Origin of the sequence: Pseudaestuariivita atlantica (assembly GCF_001205715.1) — a bacterium.
Lineage (GTDB): Bacteria > Pseudomonadota > Alphaproteobacteria > Rhodobacterales > Rhodobacteraceae > Pseudaestuariivita > Pseudaestuariivita atlantica.
The window spans coordinates 194,779-216,499 of record NZ_AQQZ01000008.1 but is presented as its reverse complement, the minus strand read 5'-3'; the positions used below and the strand labels follow the sequence as shown (position 1 = coordinate 216,499).

At 66.1% G+C, this 21,721-nt stretch carries 19 protein-coding genes; 9 read left to right on the top strand and 10 right to left on the bottom strand.

Annotated features, from left to right (window positions below; translation table 11 throughout):
- Positions 1-7: 7 nt before the first annotated feature.
- The 9 genes from ATO11_RS16890 to ATO11_RS16850 all read right to left on the bottom strand — a co-directional run bounded on the left by ATO11_RS16890 (position 8) and on the right by ATO11_RS16850 (position 7,900).
- A complete protein-coding gene (locus ATO11_RS16890) occupies positions 8-1,210 on the bottom strand; it encodes a UxaA family hydrolase (protein ID WP_050532081.1) in 1,203 nt (400 codons plus the stop codon).
- Positions 1,203-1,514 (bottom strand): UxaA family hydrolase, encoded by a 312-nt coding sequence (locus ATO11_RS16885; protein WP_050532080.1) that lies wholly within the window; start codon positions 1,512-1,514, stop codon positions 1,203-1,205. The genes ATO11_RS16890 and ATO11_RS16885 overlap by 8 nt, the downstream gene beginning before the upstream one ends.
- A 10-nt stretch (positions 1,515-1,524) precedes the next feature.
- On the bottom strand, positions 1,525-2,634 hold the full coding sequence (locus ATO11_RS16880; RefSeq protein WP_050532079.1) for an enolase C-terminal domain-like protein: 1,110 nt from the start codon (positions 2,632-2,634) through the stop codon (positions 1,525-1,527).
- Entirely contained in the window at positions 2,634-3,281 is a 648-nt protein-coding gene (locus tag ATO11_RS16875; RefSeq protein WP_050532078.1) for an RraA family protein, read from the bottom strand. Before ATO11_RS16875 ends, ATO11_RS16880 begins: the two co-directional genes overlap by 1 nt.
- The gene (locus ATO11_RS16870; protein ID WP_050532077.1) at positions 3,274-3,603 is read right to left on the bottom strand and encodes an L-rhamnose mutarotase; all 330 of its coding nucleotides are present in this window, start codon (positions 3,601-3,603) and stop codon (positions 3,274-3,276) included. Before ATO11_RS16870 ends, ATO11_RS16875 begins: the two co-directional genes overlap by 8 nt.
- Positions 3,603-4,700, bottom strand: coding sequence for an ABC transporter ATP-binding protein (locus ATO11_RS16865; protein ID WP_050532076.1), 1,098 nt, complete (start codon positions 4,698-4,700; stop codon positions 3,603-3,605). Before ATO11_RS16865 ends, ATO11_RS16870 begins: the two co-directional genes overlap by 1 nt.
- Before the next feature lie 5 nt (positions 4,701-4,705).
- Positions 4,706-5,551, bottom strand: coding sequence for a carbohydrate ABC transporter permease (locus ATO11_RS16860; RefSeq protein ID WP_050532075.1), 846 nt, complete (start codon positions 5,549-5,551; stop codon positions 4,706-4,708).
- Positions 5,551-6,459, bottom strand: a complete 909-nt coding sequence (locus ATO11_RS16855; protein ID WP_050532074.1) for a carbohydrate ABC transporter permease — start codon at positions 6,457-6,459, stop codon at positions 5,551-5,553. Before ATO11_RS16855 ends, ATO11_RS16860 begins: the two co-directional genes overlap by 1 nt.
- 124 nt (positions 6,460-6,583) lie before the next feature.
- Entirely contained in the window at positions 6,584-7,900 is a 1,317-nt protein-coding gene (locus ATO11_RS16850; protein WP_050532111.1) for an extracellular solute-binding protein, read from the bottom strand.
- 128 nt (positions 7,901-8,028) lie between these two features.
- Here ATO11_RS16850 and ATO11_RS16845 point away from each other — a divergent pair, with 128 nt between their 5' ends.
- The 3 genes from ATO11_RS16845 to ATO11_RS16835 are packed head-to-tail and all read left to right on the top strand — an operon-like array spanning position 8,029 to position 10,649.
- A complete protein-coding gene (locus ATO11_RS16845; protein WP_050532073.1) occupies positions 8,029-8,799 on the top strand; it encodes an IclR family transcriptional regulator in 771 nt (256 codons plus the stop codon).
- A gap of 3 nt (positions 8,800-8,802) precedes the next feature.
- Positions 8,803-9,795, top strand: coding sequence for an aldo/keto reductase (locus ATO11_RS16840; protein ID WP_050532072.1), 993 nt, complete (start codon positions 8,803-8,805; stop codon positions 9,793-9,795).
- 14 nt (positions 9,796-9,809) lie between these two features.
- Complete coding sequence (locus ATO11_RS16835) at positions 9,810-10,649, top strand: amidohydrolase family protein (RefSeq protein ID WP_050532071.1); 840 nt, start codon at positions 9,810-9,812, stop codon at positions 10,647-10,649.
- Between the two features lie 18 nt (positions 10,650-10,667).
- On the opposite strand, the gene ATO11_RS16830 is transcribed toward ATO11_RS16835, so the two are convergent.
- Positions 10,668-11,552 (bottom strand): LysR family transcriptional regulator, encoded by an 885-nt coding sequence (locus ATO11_RS16830; protein ID WP_050532070.1) that lies wholly within the window; start codon positions 11,550-11,552, stop codon positions 10,668-10,670.
- 196 nt (positions 11,553-11,748) lie between these two features.
- Between ATO11_RS16830 and cuyA the strand changes: the two genes are divergently transcribed.
- From cuyA to ATO11_RS22515, 6 genes are all read left to right on the top strand, one after another.
- Positions 11,749-12,759 (top strand): D-cysteate sulfo-lyase, encoded by a 1,011-nt coding sequence (gene cuyA, locus ATO11_RS16825; protein ID WP_207382980.1) that lies wholly within the window; start codon positions 11,749-11,751, stop codon positions 12,757-12,759.
- Positions 12,760-12,798: 39 nt separating this feature from the next.
- Entirely contained in the window at positions 12,799-13,758 is a 960-nt protein-coding gene (locus ATO11_RS16820) for an ABC transporter substrate-binding protein (protein ID WP_050532068.1), read from the top strand.
- 63 nt (positions 13,759-13,821) lie between these two features.
- Positions 13,822-14,877, top strand: coding sequence for a quaternary amine ABC transporter ATP-binding protein (locus tag ATO11_RS16815; protein WP_050532067.1), 1,056 nt, complete (start codon positions 13,822-13,824; stop codon positions 14,875-14,877).
- The gene (locus tag ATO11_RS16810) at positions 14,874-16,415 is read left to right on the top strand and encodes an ABC transporter permease (protein WP_050532066.1); all 1,542 of its coding nucleotides are present in this window, start codon (positions 14,874-14,876) and stop codon (positions 16,413-16,415) included. The genes ATO11_RS16815 and ATO11_RS16810 overlap by 4 nt, the downstream gene beginning before the upstream one ends.
- On the top strand, positions 16,412-17,137 hold the full coding sequence (locus tag ATO11_RS16805; protein WP_050532065.1) for an alpha/beta fold hydrolase: 726 nt from the start codon (positions 16,412-16,414) through the stop codon (positions 17,135-17,137). Before ATO11_RS16810 ends, ATO11_RS16805 begins: the two co-directional genes overlap by 4 nt.
- A 221-nt stretch (positions 17,138-17,358) precedes the next feature.
- Positions 17,359-21,720, top strand: a complete 4,362-nt coding sequence (locus tag ATO11_RS22515; protein WP_050532064.1) for a Hint domain-containing protein — start codon at positions 17,359-17,361, stop codon at positions 21,718-21,720.
- The last annotated feature ends 1 nt before the right edge of the window (position 21,721 follow it).

The window sequence follows — 21,721 nt, the reverse complement described above, 5'->3', positions numbered from 1 at the left end:
TTCCTCTTCAGGCCGCGGGCAGGCAGGCGGGGCCAAGCGGCTCGAAACTCTTGTAGGTCAGGATGAATTCCTGGTGACCCAGCTCCTCGGACGCGGTCTGCCGGCCCCCGGCGGTCGCGACGATCATGTCGAAGATTTCGCCCGCGACTTCGTCCAGCGACCGGTCGCCCTCGATGATCGCGCCGGCGTTCACGTCCATGTCGCCCGCCAGCGCGCGGTAGGTATCGGGGTTGGCGCAGATCTTGATGACGGGCGACAGCGCCGATCCCACCACCGATCCGCGCCCGGTCACGAACAGCGTCACATGCGCTCCGCTGGCGATCATCTCCACGATCTCGGCATTGTCGGTGATGTTGGGAAAGCCGAACCGCACGTCGCCGTCCGGCACGACATCCATCAGGTAAAGCCCGCCGGTCGGTGGCACGTCACCGGGCTTGATGATGCCGCTGATGGGCGAGTCGCCGGATTTCACATAGGCGCCGAGCGACTTCTCCTCGATGGTGGACAGCCCGCCGGTGGCGTTGCCGGCGGCGAAGCTGCCGAAACCCAGCGTGTCGTAGTACCGCGCCGCCTTTTCGACGGCGCGCCGCAGTTCGGTGCCCAGTTCCGGCGTCACCGCGCGGGCCGCCATCACGTCCTCGCAGCCGATCAGTTCGCCGGTTTCCTCGAAGATGCAGGTCGCGCCCTCGCGCACCAGCCGGTCGAAGGCGCGGCCCGCCGCGGGGTTGCCGCTTATGCCGCTGGTTCCGTCCGACCCACCGCAGACGGTGCCGACGATCAGATCGCCCACCGTCATTTCCACCCGTGGAACCCCGGCAATGGCGGCTCTGGCGCGGGCGACGGCGGCGCGGCCGTCGCGGATCGTGGCGGCGGACCCGCCTGTTTTCTGGATCACGAAGGTTTCCACCGGCCGCCCGCTTGCGGCGATCACCTCGGCCAGCCGGGTGCGGTTGAAGCTTTCGCAGCCAAGCGACACCAGCACCACGGCCCCGACATTGGGATGGGTACACAGGCGTTCCATCATCATCTGGGCGTAATCGTTGGGGAAACAGCCGGGAAACCCGATCAGGTGCACGTCGTCGCGCGGGAAACCCCGGCAGATCTCGTCCGCCACGAAATGCGCGCATTCCACGAGGTAGACCACCGCCACCACGTTGCGGATGCCCTTGCGGCCATCGGCGCGCAGATATCCCTGCCAGCTTTCACTCATCACTCAGCCCCGCATCGTCACTCCGGTAATGGGTCGCGGTGTAGCGCGAGGCGATGTTGTGCACGTGCACGTGGTCGCCCTGCGCGATGTCCGCTGTCGCGACGCCGATCGGCATCCCGTATTTCACGATGGTCTCGCCACTGGCGATTGCCCGCGCGGCCACCTTGTGACCCAGCGTGACTGCCCCGCGCAGCATCAGGGTCGCGGTGTCGCCGACGCGGACTTCGCCCGGTCCCACGGGGCCAAGCGCGACAAGCACGTTGTCGTCGGCGTGAAGGCGCAGCAATGTGGTGTGTCCGTCCATGACCGCTCCTTCACGCCGACCAGAGAGTGGCATTATCGATGAGATCCCAGTCCAGTTCCCGCCCGAGGCCCGGACCGTCCGGCAGCCGCGCCACGCCGTCGTGGACCGGCAACGCGTCGGTCAGGCCGAAGTCAAACCGTTCGACCGGGCACAGCAGTTCGAGGTAGCTGCAATTCTTCACGGCCCCGCACAGGTGCAGGTTGACCATTTCGAGGGGATGGAAGATCGCCGTGTGGATCTCGCAATTCATGCCGAAGGCCTCGGCCAGGTGCGCGGTCTTGAGGACCGAGGTGACGCCCCCCGACCAGCTGACATCCGCCCGCACCACGTCCACCACCCGGTCGGCGATGCAGGCGGCGACCGAATAGGGGTGCTTGGCCAGCGTCTCGGTGCCGACCACGGGGATGTCGAGGCTAGCGGTGAGCGCCTTGAGGGCGGGAATGTTCTCGTCCTGCATCGGCTCTTCGAACCAGATGTAATCCAGTTCCTCCAGCCGCCGGCCGTAGCGCAGCGCCTGTTCGTAGGTCATGAAGGCGACCGGGTCCGACATCAGGCCGAAACCGGGGCCCACGGCCTCGCGGCAGGCGGCGTGGATCGCGAGGTCCTCGTCGATCGAATTGCCGGGCGGATGCAGCTTGTAGGCGGCAAAGCCCTGCGCCTGTGCCGCCAGCGCCTCGTCGACATAGGTCTGCCCATCGGTGTGGAACATCGAGCTGACATAGACGGGCACCTCATCCCGGCAGCCGCCGAGGAACCGCCACAGCGGCTGGCCCCCCGCCTCTGCCGCCAGCAGCCACAGGCAGCAATCGACCGGCCCCCAGACATAGATCGGCAGCAGCGACCAGAACCTGTCCTGCTTGCGGAAATCGTGCCACAGCGCCTCGCGGTCGCGGGCGTCACGCCCGACGAGGAACGGCTCGAGCGATTTCGCAAGCCGGGCCGAGCCCTCGGCATCGGCGCCCGCGAACCCGAACATCGACACCGAGCGTCCGCATTCCGTCGTCAGCGTGTAGACAAGGAATTCCAGCCCCTCGGACCGTGCCACGCCGCGCAGGGCCGACGAGGCGGCGACGCTCGTCTCCTGCTTGCAGGCGCGTAGGGTCAGGCTGGCGATGCGCATCAGAACTTCCCGTATTGCAGGTAGGCGTCCTGCGGATCGGTGCCGGCCATGATCGCGGTGCGGACCTTGTTCTCGGTCTGCATCGCCTCGACCGACCGGTCGGTGATCTCTTCCAGCCGGTCGCGTGGCACGCGCACCATGCCGTCGCGGTCGCCCAGCAGGTAATCGCCCGGTTCGATGCACACGTCGGCGATCTGGATCGGCACGTCCGTGGCCGTGGGCAGCCAGCGCCCGACGATGTCCTTGGGCGTGTGCGCGATGCGCCATGTCTGGAACCCGATATCCAGCAGGAAATTCGTGTCGCGCGCGTGGCCGTCCAGAACACAGCCAAGGACGCCCTTCTTCTGCAGCGTCTCGGCCGACAATTCGCCCATCTGGGCAAGGTCGTGGGTGTGGGGTTGGCAGGTCCAGACATGGCCCGCGGGCGCTTTCGACAAAAGCCCCGTCCACGCCAGAAGCGTCTCGTGCGGGTCGGCGCTGTCATCCGGGCGGCCCTCGATCGTGAAGGCGGGGCCGCAGAGTGTCATTTCGGGCATCAGAGGCGTGATCTGCGGGGGCAGGGTGAAATTGCGCATCCCCATGCCGCGCATCACGTCATGCACCACGCCGGAATAGCACCCGGCCAGCCTGTCGCGCAGTTCAGTCATGGTGAAACACCTCCTCCATCATGCACCACCATTCGTCGCCCTGGCGGCTGGGCAGCGGTTCCTGGCAGGGGTCGGTCAGCGCCCACCAGTCCCGCGTCACCGGGTCCTCGGCCATCCGGGCCGCATCGCTGGCGAAATCGGTCCCGTGATATTCCCAGTAGCCGAACAGCAGGTTTTCCGGCTCGCGCAGGAAAATGGAGTAGTTGCGGATGTTGCAGGCGCTGATCTGCTGCAGGATCGCGGGCCATGCATTGGCGTGCAGGTCCTTGTACTCCGCGACCTTCTCCGGCTTGAGGCCGATCACCATGCCCATGCGCTGCATCACCCGTCGCCCCGCAGGCTTCTGGTCGTCTCGGCATCGAACAGGTGGCACTTGTCGAGGTGCAGCTCGCAAGTCAGCACCTCGCCCGACCGCACGGCGCGCGGGTTGTGCATCCGGGCCTGGATTTCCTTGCCCGCAAGGGACGAGAACAGCATCGATTCCGATCCCAGCGGCTCGGCTAGGTCGATGGTGAGGTCGATGTCGTGCACGGTTCCGCTTTCGGCCAGCGCGTGCCCCTTGGGCATCAGTACGTCGGCGCGGAAGCCGAACACCACGCGGTGCCCGTTTTCCAGCCGGCCCGCGAAATCCGGCGGCACCGGCAGGCTGCGCCCATCGCCGAAGACGACCGTGTCGTCGCGGATGGTGCCGTCGATCAGGTTCATCGGGGGCGACCCGATGAAGCCGGCGACGAAGGTGTCGACCGGGCGCTCGAACACGTCGAGCGGCGTGCCCACCTGCACGATATGGCCGTCCTTCATGATCACGATCCGGTCGGCGAGGGTCATCGCCTCGATCTGGTCATGGGTCACGTAGACGATGGTCGTCTGCACCTTGGCATGCAGCTTCTTGATCTCGACCCGCATCTGGGTGCGCAGCTTGGCGTCGAGGTTCGACAGGGGTTCGTCGAACAGGAACACGTCGGGGTGGCGCACGATGGCGCGGCCCATTGCAACCCGCTGGCGCTGCCCGCCCGACAACTCCGCCGGGGTCCGTTCCAGCAGCGCGTCCAGCCCGAGGATCGCGGCGGCGTCCTCGACCGCGCGCGCGATCTCGGCCTCGGGGCGCTTGGCGATCTTCAGCGAGAAGCCGAGGTTCTCGCGCACCGACATGTGCGGGTAAAGCGCGTAGTTCTGGAACACCATCGAGATGTTGCGCCGGCGCGGCGGCAGCGTGTTCACCACCGTGTCGCCGATCACGATGTCCCCGTCCGAAATCTCTTCAAGCCCGGCGATCATCCGCAGGGTCGTGGACTTGCCGCAGCCCGAGGGACCGACAAGCACCACGAATTCGTTATGCGCGATATCAAGGTCGATGCCGTGCACGACCTCTGTATCGCCGTACCTCTTGACCACTTTTTTCAGCGCGACTTCAGCCATGTTGATTATCCCTTGACGCCGCCGAAGGTCAGCCCGGCGATCAGATGTTTCTGGACGAGGAAGGTCAGGATCAGCGCGGGAACGATGATAATCACCGCCATCGCGCACATGCCGGCCCAGTCGATGGTGAACTGGGCGGTGAAATCCATCAGGCCCACCGGCAGCGTCTTGCTGTCGGTCGACCGGGTCAGCTGGCTGGCCAGCGCGTATTCGTTCCACGAGGTCAGGAAGGCGAAGATGCCGGCGCTCGCGATGCCGGACTTGGCCAGCGGGAACTCGATCTTCCAGAAGGCCTGCCACGGGGTGCAGCCGTCGATCTGGGCGGCCTCGTTCAGGTCTCGCGGGACCTGCCGGAAGAAGCCCTCGGTCAGCCAGATGGTGAAGGGCACGTTGATCGCCGTGTAGACGAGGATCACGCCGAACTGCGTGTCGATGATCCCCATACGCGACCAAATGATGAACAGCGGCAGCGACAGCGCGATGCCCGGCACCGTGCGCGACAGCATCAGCCACAGGAAGGTCGCCGCCTTGCCGGGGAAGGTGTAGCGCGCGAAGGCATAGCCGCCGGTCATGCCGATCAGCACCGCCACGAAGGTCGAGGTGACCGAGATCACCAGCGAGTTGCGGAAATAGCTGGCGACGGGGATGCCCACCACGTTCTCGCCATAGCCGAAGATCGCCCGGAAATTGTCGAGCGTCAGGTTCTGCGGGATCCAGATTGCGGGTTTCGTCAGGATCTCGCCGTTGGTGCGGAAGGCCGACAGGATGATCCACAGCCCCGGCAGGCAGATGATCAGCATGATCACGAAGGTGACGATCCAGGTCAGGATGTTCTTGGTGCGCGTGGACATCAGAACGCCCCCAGGTGCTTGCGGGCCGCCATCAGCTTGCGAAAGAAGAACCACGTGAAGAAGATCGACAACAGGATCGACACGTAGGCCATCGCGTTGGCCCGGCCCATGCGCGCGTCGTCATAGGCGGTGCGCGCGATCAGCGTCCAGAGAAGCTCGGTCCGCCCCGCCGGGCCGCCGCCGGTCATCACGTCGACGATGTCATAGGCCCGCGCCACGTCGAGCGACCGGATGGTCATGGCGATGTAGATGAAGGGCATCAGGAACGGCAGGGTGATGTGGCGAAACACCTGCCAGTTGGAACACCCGTCGACCTTCGCCGCCTCGATCGGGTCCTTCGGCATGGCGAACAGGCCCGCGAGGATCAGGATCGCGAAGATCGAGGTGCTCATCCAGATCTCGGCAAACGCGATCGAGAAGAAGGCGAGCCAGCGGTCGACAAGGAATGGGATCGCCTCCCGCGTCAGCCCCAGCGCCTGCAGCCCGTTGTTCACCAGCCCGATCGTGTCGTTGAACAGGTACTTGAACTGGAAACCCACAAGGATGGGCGAGAACATCATGGGAAACATCATGATCGTGCGCATCGTCCGCTGGCCCCAGGTGATGCGGTTGACCAGAAGCGCCAGCCCCAGCCCGAACAGCAACTCGAGGTTCAGCACGACGGTCAGGAACAGCACCGTGCGACCGAAGGCGACCCAGAAATCCCAGTCGCCCAGCACGCGCTCGTAATTGCGGGTGCCGATCCATTGCCACAGGCTGTCGGGCCGGATCAGGCGGTAATTGGTGAAGCTGGTGTAGAACGAGAAGATCAGCGGCAGCAGGACGACCATCAGGATGATCAGGATGGCCGGCGAGATCAGCGCAAGCGGCACGGCATTGTCCCGGATCGTGCGGCGAAGTCTGGTCATGTGAGTGGTGGCTCCGTTCCGCGTGGGGGGAGGGTGTCCGGGCCGTGATCGGCCCCGCTGCCGGGAAGGTCGGCCGCCCCATGCTCAGGGAGCGGGGGAGGGGCGGCCGGTGATGCGCAAGACGTCAGAGGTGGCCCGCGTCTTCCATCACTTCGGTGACTTCGTCCGAGGCCTTCTTCAGCGCCTCTTCCGCCGTCATGTCACCCAGAACCGCGGCCTGGAGACGCGGCCAGAGTGCATTCGAAATCTCGCCCCATTCCGCGATCAGCGGCGGGGTGAAGGCGTGGTTCGCCATCGACTCGCCCCAGACCGAGAAGACCTCGACCATGAAGTCGTTGTCGGCGGCCTCGAACTCGGCGATCACGTCGGTCCAGACCTGGCTGCGGGTCGGCAGCAGGCCAAGCCGGGCCTCGTGCATCTGGCTGTCATGCGACGTCAGGAAGGTGAGGAAACTCGCCGCGGCTTCCTTGTTGTCGCAATCCTTGGTGACCGAGAAGCTGTGCGATCCCGACCAGCCCGTGCGCTTGCCGCTTGATCCCATCGGCGCCAGCGCCACGCCGACATCGCCGCCGATCTTGCTGTCGGACCCGTTGAAATACGCGGCCCACCCGGCCCAGTCGAGGTCCCACGCGACCGCGCCCGCGGCAAAGCCGAGGCCAAGGTCGTCCCAGACATAGTTGGTCGTACCGGCGGGCACCGCGCCCGACTGGTAGAGATCCACGAAGAAGTTGAGCGCGCGCACGCCCGCCTCGCTGTTGAAGGCCGGGGACATGTCGTCGTTCAGCAGCTTCCCGCCCTCGGCGATCAGCATCTCGTAGAACCGGCCGGTGATGCCTTCGTCCTTGCCCGCGAAATGTGTGCCGTAATGGTCGGGCGGGTTGGAGAAGAACTTGGCCTGGTCCGACGCCTGCGCCCAGGTATCGGGCGGTGCGAGGTCATACCCGTAAGCGGCCTTGAACTTGGCCTTGTTGTCCGCGTCCTCGTAGAGCGACTTGACGTAGAACATGTTCGACACGTCCGAGTGCCGCGGCAACGAGAACAGGGCGTCGCCCACGGTGGCGTGGCTGATCACCAGCGGAGAGAAGTCGGCGATGACGTCGGCGGCGATCAGGCCGTCCAGCGGTTCGGTCATCGTGTCGTATTGCGGCGCGAAGTTGGTGTGGTTCGAGAACACGCAGTAATCGATGTTGCCCGAGGCGATGTCCTGCTTCATCTCGCGGTCCAGCTCGAAGTGGCTCTTGCGCGACAGGATGTCGACCGTTGCGCCCGTGGCCTCCTCCCACTGGGGAATCAGCGTGTAGAGCGGTTCGTACTGTGCGCCGCCGATCAGTTTCACCCGCAGCGTGTAGCCGTCGAAGTTTCCGTAATCCTGCGCCGCCGCGCTGCCGGCAATGGCGAACGCCGCCATGCCCAACGCCGTGCTTTTCAAGAATTTGGCCATCGGTTCCTCCCAATCGGACAGCTTGTTTTTCATATTTGAGTGTCTGCTTTATCTGTAAATTCAACGCTTGAGTCAAATGCATATTTGAGTAGAGTGTTCACAGATGAAGTTTGGAGGGCGATGTAACGATGGAAGGCAGTGGCAAGTACCGCGCTCCCGCGCTCGACAAGGGGCTCGATATTCTCGAGCTTCTGGCGGCGGCGCCCAGCAGCATGAGCCAGGCGGAAATCGCCAAGGATCTCGGGCGCACGCCGAACGAGATCTACCGCATGCTCGACACGCTGGTGCGCCGGCATTACGTGACCCGCTCGCCCGAGGGCGACCGGTACATGCTGTCGCTCAAGCTCTTGGAACTGGCGCACCAGAACCCGCCGCACCGCCGCATCCTCGACATCGCCGAACCGCTGATGCGCGCGATGTGTATCGAGGCCGAGCAATCCGCGCATCTGGTGCGGTGGGAAGACGGCGACGTGGTGATCGTGTCGTCCTTTTCCGCGCCGGGGAACTGGCGGCAATCGCTGCGCACCGGGTCGGTGATCGGGCTTTACAATACCGGTTCGGGCCGCGTGATCGCGGCCTTCCAGCCGCCCGAGACCTGCCTGCAGATGATCCGTGACCACGCGCTTGTGCCGGGGGAGGCGGAGGCCGCGAAGGCGGATTTCCTGAAGGACATGGAGGCGATCCGCGTGCGCGGCTATCTTGTCGAGCCATCCGGCACCGTGCGCGGCACCACCAACATCTCGTTCCCGATCCTCGGGCCAACCGGCAACGCCATCGCGGCGCTGACCTGTCCGTTCATCGAACGGATCGACGGCTACGCCGCGCCCGGCCTTGACGACGTGACCGGCATCGTCGGCGCCGCGGCGCGCGAGATCGGCCGCCAGATTGCGGGCGCCTGATCCATGACGCTGCCCCGGAACGAACTGACCCGGTCGGGTCTGCCCATCTCGCAACTGGGGCTCGGTTGCGCCAGCCTTGCGGGGATCTTTCAGCCCGTGGCCGACGCCGATGCGCGCGGCACCATCGACGGCGCGCTGGAGGCCGGCATCTCGTACTTCGACACCGCGCCCTTCTACGGCCACGGCCTGTCCGAACGGCTGACCGGCGACGGGCTGCGCGGGCAGGACGACATAGTCCTGTCGACCAAGGTGGGGCGCATCCTTCGGCCCGGCCAGACCGACGACCCCGGCGCGTGGGTGACCGCGCTGCCCTTCACGCCCGAGTTCAACTATACCTATGACGGGGTGATGCGCAGTTTCGAAACCTCGCTGCAGCGGCTCGGGCTGGACCGGATCGACATCCTCTATATCCACGACATCGGCTCCATGACCCACGGCGAGGAACTTGGCCCGGTGCTGTTCGAAACCGCCATGACCGGCGGCTATGCGGCGCTCGACCGGTTGCGCCGGTCCGGCGTGATCGCCGCCTTCGGACTGGGCGTGAACGAGGTCGCCGTCTGCGAGGACGCGCTCGATCACGGCGACTGGGACGTGTTCCTGCTGGCCGGGCGTTACACGCTGCTGGAGCAGGAGCCCTTGCACGGGCTGATGCAGCGCTGCTTGACCCACAAGACCGACGTCGTGATCGGCGGCCCGTTCAATTCCGGCGTGCTCGTCGGCGGCGACAGCTTCGATTACGGAGCCGTGCCGCCCCACATCGCTGCCAAGGTCGAGGCGATGGCGGTTGTCTGCGCCGCCCATGACGTGCCGCTGCCCGCCGCCGCCCTGCAATTCCCGCTGGCGCACCCGGCGGTCAAAAGCGTGATCCCCGGCCCGCGCACGCCCGACGAACTGGCCCAGAACATCGACTGGTTCCTGCACCCGGTCCCGCCCGCGCTGTGGGACGACCTGAAATCCGAAGGGCTGATCGACGCCGACGCCCCGACCCAGCCCTGACTGACGGAGACTTCATGCGGATCGACGCCCACCACCATCTCTGGACCCTGTCGCGTGGCGATTACGGCTGGATGAGCCCCGACCTTGGCCCGATCTACCGCGATTTCGCGCCCGCCGACCTCGCCCCGCTCCTGAAGGAGGCCGGGATCGACAAAACGATCCTCGTGCAGGCCGCCGATACCGTTGCTGAAACCGACTTCATGCTGTCCCTCGCCGACGACACACCCTTCATTGCCGGCGTAGTGGGTTGGGTCGACATGGCCGCGCCCTACGCGATCGCCACGCTGGATCGGCTTGCCCGGAACCCGCATTTCAAGGGCATCCGCCCGATGATCCAGGAAATCGCGGACGATGAATGGATGCTGCGCCCCGAACTGGACCGGGCCTTTGACGCGCTGGTCGCGATGGAGTTGAGCTTTGACGCGCTTGTCCTGCCGCGCCATCTGCCGCACCTGTTGCGCCGCCTCGACCGGCACCCGGACCTTGCCTGCGTCATCGACCACGCGGCCAAGCCCGCGCTTGCCACCGGGGACCTAGCCCAATGGGGCAGGGACATGGCGCGGCTGGCGCGCGACACCGGGGCCTTCTGCAAGCTCTCGGGCCTCGTGACCGAAATCGGCCCTGACTGGGCGCTGTCCCAACTTGCCCCTGCGAGCGAGCTTGTCCTCGCCGAATTCGGCGCCGGGCGGGTCATGTTCGGCAGCGACTGGCCCGTCCTGAACCTCGCATCGGATTACCGGACATGGGTGGCCACCGCCGACACGCTCGTCGCGTCCCTGCCCGAGGATCAGCGCGCCCTCGTCTGGGGCCGCACCGCGGCTGCGTTCTACAGGGTGGCGGACGCCGCGCCGTGACCTTGGCTGCGGCGTTGCTCACCGCGTCCAGAAGGACAGAAGGTCCAGCGATGCCGCCGAGGTCTTGTCGGTGAAAAGCGCGATGTTCAACGGCTCGCGGCCATACCGGTAGGCGAGAGAGATCAACTCGCCGCTGGCGATCTCCCTGTGCACCATGCTGAACGGCACCCAGCCGACGCCGATCCCGTGCAGCACCAACTCTTTCGTACCGCTGGAAAACGCGGTGACGCATACGGGGCCGAGGCTGCTGCCCGGCGTGCCGAACTGGCGGTTCTCGCGGCTCAGAACGTCGCCGAAATAGCTGCCTTCGGGGTAGGGGATCGCGGGCGTGTCGTCGGGGATCCAGCCCGTGTCCTTGACCGTGTAGCGCAGCGCGCCCCCCACGACGGGCACAAGGTAATCGGTGCCCCAATGACCCCGCACCACGCCGGTCCCGAATTCCAAGGGCGGGATCGACCGCGCCTCGTAGCACAGCAGCATCGACGCATCGCCGCGCAGGAACCGCGTGACGCAATCGTGCAGGTTCCCGGCACGCGGCCGGAAATCGAGGTTCGGAAAGGCGGCCCGCGCGCGCAGGGTCATGTCAGGCAGGGTCGATACCGTCAGCGCGTGTTGCGCCGCGATGGTGATCGACGACCGACCCGGCGCGAAATTGGTGAACCGCGTGCGCATCTCGCGCAGGTTCGCCACCATCGCGCGCAACTCCTCCTCGTTGGCCAGCAGCGCCGCGCTGATCTCGATCCGGTTGGCATGGCGTTCGAGGATCGGCGTGCCTAGCCAGTCCTCGAAACTGCGGATGCGCCGCGAGAAGGCCGGCTGGGTGATGTTCCTCCGCGCCGCGGCCCGCGTCATGTTCCGCTCTTCAAGCAGGACCAGCACATCGTCGAAACAGTTCAGGTCCATGCCGGCCCTCATCCTTTGCCCAAACGGATTGTATGGGCAGCCATAGTCAAAAGCACTGTTTTTCTGTCTCACCATAGCCAAGACTACGGCTGAGGACAGAACGGGGGATGGGATCGTGGATGACATCGGTCAAACTGTCGTGCGTGGCGAAAACCGCTCGGCCGCGCTGACGCAAAGCCTGTGCAAGGAATTGTCGATCGAACTGGCCCGCTTCCCGCGCGTGCGCCTCGGCCACCTGCCCACGCCGCTCGAACCGATGGACCGGCTGAGCGAGGCGCTGGGCGGGCCGCGTTTCTGGGTCAAGCGGGACGATTGCACGGGGCTGTCCAGCGGCGGCAACAAGACCCGCAAGCTGGAATTCCTGATCGCCGACGCGGTGCAATCGGGCGCCGACACGATCATCACGCAGGGTGCTACGCAATCCAACCACGCGCGCCAGACCGCGGCGGCAGCGGCCAAGATGGGCATGGCGTGCCATATCCTGCTGGAGGACCGCACCGGTTCGAATGCCGAGAACTACAACCTGAACGGCAACGTGCTGCTTGACCGGCTGCACGGCGCGCCGGTGTCCAAGCGGCCGGGCGGGGCCGACATGAACGCCGAGATGGAGACGCTGGCCGCAAGCCTCCGCCAGTCCGGCAAGACCCCCTACATCATCCCCGGCGGCGGCTCGAACCCGACGGGGGCGCTGGGTTACGTCAACTGCGCCCGCGAACTGGTGGAACAGGCGACGGATATCGGGCTGGGCATCGACGCGCTGGTGCACGCGACCGGCAGCTCAGGCACGCAGGCCGGGCTGGTCACCGGGCTGGCCGCGCTGCAAAGCGACATTCACCTCCTCGGGATCGGGGTCCGCGCACCGCGCGACAAACAGGAAGGCATGGTGTTCGACCTTGCGGCGAAAACCGCCGATTTCATGGGCACGGGGCTGCAAATCGACCGCGACAGCGTGCGCGCCAATTGCGATTACGTCGGGCCGGGATACGGTTTGCCAACCGAGGGCATGGTCAAGGCGATCAAGCTTCTGGCGCGGACCGAAGGGCTTCTGTTCGACCCCGTCTATTCCGGCAAGGGGCTGGACGGGCTGATCGACCTGACCCGCAAAGGGTATTTCGACGGCATGGAAAATGTCGTGTTCCTGCATACCGGGGGCAGTGCAGGGCTGTTCGGGTATCCCGACATCTTCGACCTGCCGGGCTATGAATAACAACAAAAACAACGCATCAATCCAACAAGGAGACTTGGAATGTCACACCTGAAAAGCCTCATTGGCGCGGCCGCGATCGGGTTGTTCGCGGCGCCCGCCTTCGCCGAGGAAGTCAAGATCGGCGTCCCTTCATGGACCGGCGCGCAGGCCATCGCGCACGTGCTGGGCGAGATCGTCACCTCGCGCATCGGCGGCACGGTCGAATACGTGCCGGGCAACAACGCCACCATTTTCCAGGCCATGGACCAGGGCAAGGGCGACATCGACGTGCACCCCGACGTCTGGCTGCCGAACCAGGAAAGCTTCACCAAGAAATACGTCGACGGCGCGGGCACCGTGACCCTGTCGTCCAACCCCTACGAGGGCAACCAGGGCTTCTGCGTGACCAAGGATTTCGGTGAGGCCAACAACATCACCGACATCACCGATCTCGGCCGTCCCGACGTCGCCGCGCTGATGGACAGCGACGGCAACGGCAAGGGCGAGATGTGGATCGGCGCGCCGGGCTGGGCCTCGGCCAACGTGAACGAGGTCAAGACGCGCGATTACGGCCTGCTCGACTTCATCGAACCGATCCGCGCCGAGGAAAGCGTGAAGACCGCGCGCATCAAGGACTCGATCGCCAAGGGCGAAGGCTATGCCTTCTACTGCTACAAGCCCCACGCCGTGTGGTTCATGTTCGACGTCGAGATGCTGACCGAGCCGACCTACGATCCCGCCAACTACATCATGGTGCAGCCGTCGGATGACGCGGACTGGTACAACAAGTCCAAGGTCGCCACGAAGGACGCGCTGAAAAAGGTGCAGATCGCGTGGTCGAACTCGCTCGCCGAACGCTCGCCCGCCATTGCCGAGTTCTTCTCGAACTTCGCGCTTACGGCGGATGACGTCAGCGGCCTCGCCTTCGAGATCAGCGCCAATGGCCGCGATCCCGCCGATGTCGCCAAGGACTGGGTCGAGGCGAACTCGGATCGCGTCGACGCCATGCTGGGGCTCTGATCCTCGGCACGTGCACAGGGCGGCACCGGCTTTTCGGTGCCGCCGACATCAGGGGTGGCGCGCATGTCCCAGGACACCGTGATCGAAATCTCGAACGTCTGGAAAATCTTCGGGGAAAAGCCCGAACAGGCCCTTCAGGCGATCCGGGAACGCGGGCTGACCAAGGCCGAGGTGCTTGACCAGTATAACGCCGTGGTCGGCGTTGCGGATGTCAGCCTGTCGGTCAATCGTGGCGAGATATTCTGCGTCATGGGCCTGTCGGGCAGCGGCAAGTCCACGCTGGTGCGCCATTTCAACCGCCTTCTCGAACCCACCGCCGGCAAGATCGAGATCGAAGGCACCGACGTCATGGCGCTGGGCGTCAAGGAACTGCAGCGCTTCCGCAACCAGAAGATCGGCATGGTCTTCCAGAACTTCGCGCTGATGCCGCACCGGTCGGTGCTGGACAACGTGGCGATGCCGCTGGAAATCCGGCAGGTCGCCAAGAACGAGCGCATGCGGCAGGCCGCCGCGATCCTCGACATCGTCGAGCTTGGCGCGTGGGGATCGAAATTCGCGCACGAATTGTCGGGCGGCATGCAGCAACGCGTGGGTCTTGCCCGCGCGCTGGCGGCCAACCCGGACGTGCTTTTGATGGATGAGCCTTTCTCGGCGCTCGACCCGCTGATCCGGCGGCAATTGCAGGACGAATTCATCCGTCTGTCGAAGATCCTGAAGAAGACCACCGTGTTCATCACCCATGACCTCGACGAGGCGGTGCGCATCGGCGACCGCATCGCGATCATGCGCGACGGGATGATGGTGCAGATCGGCACCGCCGAAGACATCGTGATGAACCCCGCCGACGACTACGTCGCCGATTTCGTCGCCGGCATCTCGCGGCTCAAGGTCGTGCACGCCAAGGTCGTCATGCAGCCCATCGACGCCTTCGTGTCGGGCAATGGCGCCATCCCGTCGGACGCCCCGCGCGTGCCCGACGATGCGACGCTGAGCACGCTCATCAACCTCGCCATAGACGACGAGACGCCCATCCTCGTCGAAAGCGGCAGCACCGATGTCGGCGTCATCACGCGATCCGATCTGTTGCGGACGGTCATCGAAGGGACGGAAATGTCATGAAGGACGAGGGGATCAACCCGCTTGAGGATACCGAAAGCGACGCCGCCATCGCCTATGCCGAAGAGCGGAAACAGAACATCCGCACCTTCGTGCGCACCAGCCCCGACTACTACATCGCCAATTTCGACAAGGTCGGTGCCTCGGCCCGGTTCACCCCGACCTTCAACTTCTTCGCCGGTCTCTTCGGCCCGATCTGGTTCGGCGCGCGCGGCCTCTGGTCGTGGGCGCTCTCCTTCCTCGTGATCGAGGCTATCGCCTTCGTGCAGATCGCGCGCGGCCTTTTCGGGGACCTCGCCGCCGACGCCATGGCGCGGATCGCCTCTATCGAGGGCACGCTGGAACTGCGCCGCCGGCAACTCGCCGCCGCAATCGAGAACAATTCCGACCGGGTCGATGCCTTCCAGCGCGCCGTCGACGGGCTGGAGGCCAATATCGGCGGCATCAAGGCCGAGGCGCAGGCGCTTGCGGAACAGGGCCCGACCATCGCGCTGTCCGGCCTCGTGATCCTGCTGCTTGCCAAGTTGGTGCAGGCGGTGGTTGCGAATTTCGCGCTCGAGGCGCGGTTTTCCGACTGGTTGTCCGACCGCTCTATCCGGTCCGGCATGCCGGTGTCGCAGATCGTGTTCAGCGCCGTTTTCATGGTCAGTCTCGTTGCCGTGGCGATGGTGCATTACAGCTTTCCGGGCCGGTTCGAATTGCTGGGCTCCTTCCCGACCGACCCCGATATCAGGCTGGTCAGCATCGACGGGGTCGAGGCGTTCTTCAACTGGGCGGTCGTCAACGGCGACGCGCTGTTCGATGGCATCACCTATGGCATCCGGCTGATCCTCGACGCGCTCGAGCTGATCTTCGTCAACACGCCGTGGATCGTGATCGCGTCGCTCATCATCCTGCTGACATGGCTGACCGCCGGGGTGCGCATGGCGATCTATTCCGGCGCGTTCCTGTCCTACATGGGCCTTCTGGGCTTCTGGGAAAAGGCGATGACGACGCTGGCGCTGCTGGGGACGGCGGCCTGCCTGTCCATCGTCATCGGCATCCCGCTTGGCATGTTCGCGGCGCGGCGTCCGCGGTTCTATTCCTTCATCCAGCCGATCATGGACTTCATGCAGACGATGCCCGCCTTCGTCTTCATGATCCCGGTCATCGCGTTCTTCGGCACCGGCAAACCCGCCGCCGTCGTCACCACGATGATCTTCGGCGGCACGCCCGTCGTGCGGCTGACGGTGCTGGGCCTGCGCGGCGTGCCGGAATCGGTGCGCGAGGCCGCGATCAGCTTCGGCGCGAACAAGTGGTACCTCCTGACCAAGGTCGACCTGCCTCTGGCCAGCCCGTCGATCCGGGCCGGGATCAACCAGACGATCATGCTGTCGCTGGCGATGGTCGTCGTCGCCTCGCTGATCGGCGCGAAGGGGCTGGGTGAGGACGTGCTGGAGGCGCTGCAATACGCCAATGTCGGGCAGGGCATCCTTGCCGGGTTCTCGATCCTCTTCTGCGCCATGATCCTCGACCGGATCGTGCAAGGTCAGCGCAAGTGACGCCCCTCGTGCTCGTCCATGGGTTCATGGGCGGCAGCGCGCAATGGGACGGCGTGGCGGCTGCGCTTGCCGGGCGGGCCGAGGTCATCGCGGTCGACCTGCCGGGGTTCGGCGGCAACGCGCATCTTGACCCGATCAACCGCATCGAAGGCTTTGCCGACTGGGTCATCGGCCACCTGTCGGAGCGCGGCATCGACCGCTACGACCTGCTGGGCCATTCCATGGGCGGCATGGTCGCGCAGGAAATCGCGCGGCGGGACCGTAAGCGCTTGGCGCGGCTGGTTCTTTATTCGACGGGCGCGACCGGGGTTTTGCCGGGCCGGTTCGAAACCATCGCCGAAAGCAAGCGTCGCGCCCGCGCCGATGGCGCGCAGCGCACCGCCCGCCGGATCGCGGCGACGTGGTACCTCGCCCTCGAACAGGCGGCGGGGTTCGAGGCCTGCGCCCGTATCGCCGAACGGGCGAGCCTTGCCGCGATAGAGGCCGGGCTCGACGCCATGGAAGCCTGGTCGGGCGAGGCGGCATTGTCCGACATCGACATGGAAACACTGGTGATCTGGGGCGAGTTCGACCGGACCTATGGCTGGGAGCAGGTGCACGGGTTGTGGCGGACGATCCCGCGGGCGCACCTGGCGGTCATCCCCGGTTGCGCCCACGCGGTGCATGACGAGAAGCCGGACATCTTTGCCCGCATCCTTTTGGACTTCCTCGAAACGCACTGAAACGTCGCGCCGACCCGCCCCCGCGGGTCCTGCTTGCGGGGTGCCGCGTAGAGGCCGCCGGAAACAGGTCGCGGGTGCGGGGTGGATTGTTTCCGGAAACCCGCATGGGGCGAGCCTCTTAACCGGCCAGTCTGCTCAATTTGCTCAATTTTGACCCAAGAATTGAGCAGATGGCCTAGACTGGGATCCCGCAACAGATCGATTTTCCGGTGAGGCCCGAAATGCCGACTGCAAATTCCTTTCGAGTTGAATTCAACCGCAGCGAAGACCTGTCCATCGACATCCTCGCGGATATCGAGAACATCGGCGGGATCATCAACACCGCCGGGACGGCTGTCAGCTTCGTCAACGATTTCATCGCGCTGGCCGAAAGCACGGCGGACAAGCTGGGTGTGCTGGCGGCGACGCTGCGCGTGGCGAGCCTGATCCCGGTCAGCGCGGTCAGCACGCCGGCCTCCATCGCGCTGAACGGCGTCACCGTCACCCAGCAATCGATCCGGGTGGCCGAGGACAGCGCCAGCGCGCTGGAGGAACCTCTGGACCTTCTCGACACCGCGCTGACGCGGATCGCGCTTGGGGTCGAGTTGGGCCGCCAGATCGTGATCGACAACATCGCGGTGATGGAAGCGCGCAACGAAGGGCTGGACACGCTGTTGCGCAATGACGGGCTGACCGACGGCTCCCCGGCGATCGCGGTGGGGGCGCTGGACGGGCAGGCGGGGCTGGACCTTTTGTCGGGCGCGAACGACACCACCCGCGACCTGCTGGACGGGACCGAGGCCTCCCGCGCGCTGTTCGAGGAGTTGAACCTCGCCGTCTTCTCGGCCTTCCCGAACGCGCTGGAGGCGGCGCGGGACACGCTGGAGGGGATCGACCGGCTGATTTCGCCCCTCGCCGATGCGCTGGACGAGTTTGCCGAAGCGATCGAACCGTTCTCGAGCATCCTCGAAAGCGCGCTTGCGGCCCGCGACGCGCTTCTGAACGAGGCGCTGGACGCGGTGCTGGAAAAGACCGGGCTGAACGAGCTGATCGAGGACCTGACCGAGGCGTTGCGGCCCACCCAGCTTGATTACTTCAGCCAGTTTGCCGACCAGGTTCTGGACGAACTTGGCGTCTATGACGTGGCCGAGCGGACGACGGATTTCTGGGAAGAGTTGCAGATCCTGTTCAGCGACAGTGGTCCTTACGCCACGCTGAACGATATCCGGCAGGTCGAATTCGAAGGTCCCGAAGGGCAGGCCGTGCTTTTGGGTACCAATGACGGCGAGCGGCTGAACCCCAACGATCCGTTCCAGAACACCGATTTTGTCCCGCTTGGCGGCGACGACACGGTGGTCGGCGGCAGCGGCACGGACCGGGCATGGTACACCCGCGACATCACCGATTACCGGGTCGAGGCGATCGACGGCGATTTCACCGGCACGCGGCTGCGCGTGTCCGAGCGCGCGCCGGGGGCCGAGGGCGAGGGCACCGACCTTCTGAGCGACGTAGAGCTTTTGCGGTTCGACACGCGCGGCGTCGGGGACATCACCGTCGACCAGGTGCGCCGGTTCGAATATGTCGACGACCCCGACGAGCCTGACCTTGACGGCGATGACGAGGAAAACTGGCTGTTCGGAGACGGACGCGCCAACGTCCTGACCGGGCAGGGCGGTGAGGACCGGCTGTTCGGCGCGGGAGGCAACGACCTGCTGATCGGCGGCGCGGGGCTCGACAGCCTGTTCGGCGGGGACGGTGACGACACGCTGGCCATCGACGCCCGCGACGGGGCCGAGATCGACATCCTTGATGGTGGCGACGGCGATGACCGCGTGTTGCTTCAGACCGACGCGGCGGTGACGGTGGATTTCAGGACCGGGGGCATCGATTTCGGCGGCGGGCGCGTCGGCACCGCTTTCTCGGTCGAGGGGCTGGTCGGTACCCAATTCGACGACACCTATATCGGCGCGGACGGCGCGCAGGTCGTGGAGACCGGAGGCGGCAGCGACGTGTTCCTGATGGCGGGCGAGGGCGATGCCTTTGCCCATCGTCTTGGCGACACCAGCGGCGAGTATGCCAGCATTTCCTTCGCCGGGGGCGACTATGCCTCGGGCGTGCGGGTGGAGATGTACGAGGACCCCGACGGCGTCAGCAGCGGCACCCATAGCGGCGTGTTCGACACGACCCGCGCGGGTGACGGCAACCTCGACCGCCTGCTTCAGGACGTCACGGTGGTCGAGGGCACCGCCATGGGCGACGTGTTCTATGCGCTGGGTTCGCTTGACGGCGATATCTCGGCCCAGGTCACGGTCGATGTCACCATCGCGGGCGAAACATTCGCGGTTTCGGGCAACGCCTTTCTGGGCGGCGGCGGGACGGACGTGTTCTTTGGCTCGGAACTGGGCAACGTGTTTCTGGGTGGGGAGGGGTTCGACCTGCTCAATTACAGCCTCGACGCGATCGAGGCGGCGGAGGTGTCCGACAACGGGGTGCGGGGGATCACCGTCGATTTCGCGGCGGGGACGGTCACGTCGCGCGGCGTCACCGGGCAGGATTTCGGCGACGACATCTTCCGCGATATCGAGGGGGTCGTGGGCACGCGCATCTCTGACCTGTTCCTCGGCGATGACGGGGACAACGTGATCTACGGCTTCCAGGGGTCCGACACGATCCTTGCCGGGGGCGGCGACGACATCATCAACCTGACCGATCTGGTCAATGCCGAGGTCGATGCCGGGTCGGGCAGTGATTTCGTGGCGCTGGGCTGGTCCGAAGATGCCACCGTAGACGGCGGCGACGGGATCGATACGCTCGACCTGATGCCGGGCGATACCTTCCGGCTCGACCGGTTCTTCGAGGACCAGATCGCGGGCGAATATGCCAATCCGCTTGTGCTGGAAGGTGGCTGGACGGTCGATCTTGCCGCCGGAACAACCGCGGCGGATTTTCTTCGCGAAAACGCGCCGGCGGGAACGGTACCTTTCACCCAGGAAAACCTCGTGACCTCGTTCGAGAACGTGCTGGGCAGCGAGTTGGGGGACACGGTCACCGGCAGCGACGGCGCGAACGCGGTCTTCGGGCGGGGCGGTGCGGATTCGCTGGTCGGTGCGGGTGGGGCGGACATCCTTGACGGGGGAGCCGATGCCGACACGCTGTCGGGTGGCGAGGGCGACGACGTGCTGGCAGGCGGTGCCGGGGATGCGGCGGAGGACGTGCTGACCGGCGGGGGCGGGGCGGACACGTTCCTGCTGTCGCCCGAGGGTGGCGCGGACCTGATCGCCGATTTCACGCCCGGCACCGACAGCCTGTCGATCGAGGCGTTCGGCATCCCGGTGGCGGACGTGTCGCTGGTCGACGTGCCGGGGGCGGTCAACGTGGTGATCGACGGCACGGTCGTCGCGGTGCTTCAGGGCGTGGCGGCGGCCGACATCGCGCCCGGCGATTTCCTCGTCGCGCCGCCGCGCGCGCCGCTCGAGATCGCGGGCACCGAAGCGGCGGAGCAGCTGGCGCCACCCGCCGACGAGGTGCCCGGCACCCGGTACGATATCGACGCGGGCGGGGGCGACGACACGATCCTCGGCGGCAGCGCCGAGGACCGGATACAGGGCGGCACCGGGGCCGATAGCGTGGCGGCGGGCGATGGCGATGACAGCGTCTTCGGCGGCGGCGGCGGCGACACGCTGCGCGGCGGCGGTGGCGACGATTTCGTGTCGGGCGATGCCGGGGCCGACGTGCTTCTTGGCAGCGAGGGCACCGACAAGCTGCTGGGCGGGCAGGGCAACGACACGCTGACCCCGGTGGGCGAGGAGGTCGCGCGCGGCGGTGACGGCGACGACACCTTCGTCATCACGCAGGGATTCGAGGCCACGGGGCCCGTCCGCATCGACGGCGGCGGGAACGACAATCGCGGCGACGTTCTGCGCCTGTCCGACGAGGCGGTGGTGGTCGAGAACGGCGACGGGTCGGGCACGGCCACGCTGGCCAACGGCACCGTCATCGCCTTCGAGGGGATCGAGCGCGTGCGCACCATGCCCTGCTTCACGCCCGGCACGCGGGTGATGACACGGGCCGGGCCGAAGCCGGTCGAGATGCTGGAGGTGGGCGACGAGGTCGTGACCCGCGACCACGGCTTCCGCCCGATCCGCTGGATCGGCGCGCGGCACCTTGCGGTGCGCGATGCGCACCGGCCCGAGTTTCGCCCCGTCCGCATCGCGCAAGGCGCGCTGGGCGACGGGCCGGAGCGGACCATGCGTGTCTCACCCCGCCACAGGATGCTGATGCGCGCCGCGATGGCCGAGCTGCACCTCGGCCAGTCCGAGGTGCTTGTCCCCGCGCTGCACCTAGTGGGCCGCGAGGGCATCACGCAGGAGTCGGGCGGCGCGGTCACCTATATCCACCTGATGTTCGACAGCCATGAAATCGTGCTCGCCGACGGGGTGTGGAGCGAAAGCTTCCATCCCGGAGAGCAGACCCTCGCCGCCCTGTCGGACGCGCAGCGGGAGGAGATTTTCGGTCTGTTCCCCGACCTCGCCACCGACCCCGCCTGCCTGCCGCCGGCGCGGCCCGAGGTGCGGCGCGCGCTGGTCGACCTCGCGCTGGGCTAGG

What these genes read in the sequence shown, in the direction of transcription:
- ATO11_RS16865 (WP_050532076.1), bottom strand. Translation starts at nt 4,700, where the DNA reads ATGGCTGAAGTCGCGCTGAAAAAAGTGGTCAAGAGGTACGGCGATACA.
- ATO11_RS22515 (WP_050532064.1), top strand. Translation starts at nt 17,359, where the DNA reads ATGCCGACTGCAAATTCCTTTCGAGTTGAATTCAACCGCAGCGAAGAC.
- ATO11_RS16875 (WP_050532078.1), bottom strand. Translation starts at nt 3,281, where the DNA reads ATGACTGAACTGCGCGACAGGCTGGCCGGGTGCTATTCCGGCGTGGTG.
- ATO11_RS16885 (WP_050532080.1), bottom strand. Translation starts at nt 1,514, where the DNA reads ATGGACGGACACACCACATTGCTGCGCCTTCACGCCGACGACAACGTG.
- ATO11_RS16850 (WP_050532111.1), bottom strand. Translation starts at nt 7,900, where the DNA reads ATGGCCAAATTCTTGAAAAGCACGGCGTTGGGCATGGCGGCGTTCGCC.
- ATO11_RS16835 (WP_050532071.1), top strand. Translation starts at nt 9,810, where the DNA reads ATGCGGATCGACGCCCACCACCATCTCTGGACCCTGTCGCGTGGCGAT.
- ATO11_RS16890 (WP_050532081.1), bottom strand. Translation starts at nt 1,210, where the DNA reads ATGAGTGAAAGCTGGCAGGGATATCTGCGCGCCGATGGCCGCAAGGGC.
- ATO11_RS16880 (WP_050532079.1), bottom strand. Translation starts at nt 2,634, where the DNA reads ATGCGCATCGCCAGCCTGACCCTACGCGCCTGCAAGCAGGAGACGAGC.
- ATO11_RS16845 (WP_050532073.1), top strand. Translation starts at nt 8,029, where the DNA reads ATGGAAGGCAGTGGCAAGTACCGCGCTCCCGCGCTCGACAAGGGGCTC.
- ATO11_RS16855 (WP_050532074.1), bottom strand. Translation starts at nt 6,459, where the DNA reads ATGACCAGACTTCGCCGCACGATCCGGGACAATGCCGTGCCGCTTGCG.
- ATO11_RS16815 (WP_050532067.1), top strand. Translation starts at nt 13,822, where the DNA reads ATGTCCCAGGACACCGTGATCGAAATCTCGAACGTCTGGAAAATCTTC.
- ATO11_RS16830 (WP_050532070.1), bottom strand. Translation starts at nt 11,552, where the DNA reads ATGGACCTGAACTGTTTCGACGATGTGCTGGTCCTGCTTGAAGAGCGG.
- ATO11_RS16840 (WP_050532072.1), top strand. Translation starts at nt 8,803, where the DNA reads ATGACGCTGCCCCGGAACGAACTGACCCGGTCGGGTCTGCCCATCTCG.
- ATO11_RS16810 (WP_050532066.1), top strand. Translation starts at nt 14,874, where the DNA reads ATGAAGGACGAGGGGATCAACCCGCTTGAGGATACCGAAAGCGACGCC.
- ATO11_RS16870 (WP_050532077.1), bottom strand. Translation starts at nt 3,603, where the DNA reads ATGCAGCGCATGGGCATGGTGATCGGCCTCAAGCCGGAGAAGGTCGCG.
- ATO11_RS16820 (WP_050532068.1), top strand. Translation starts at nt 12,799, where the DNA reads ATGTCACACCTGAAAAGCCTCATTGGCGCGGCCGCGATCGGGTTGTTC.
- ATO11_RS16860 (WP_050532075.1), bottom strand. Translation starts at nt 5,551, where the DNA reads ATGTCCACGCGCACCAAGAACATCCTGACCTGGATCGTCACCTTCGTG.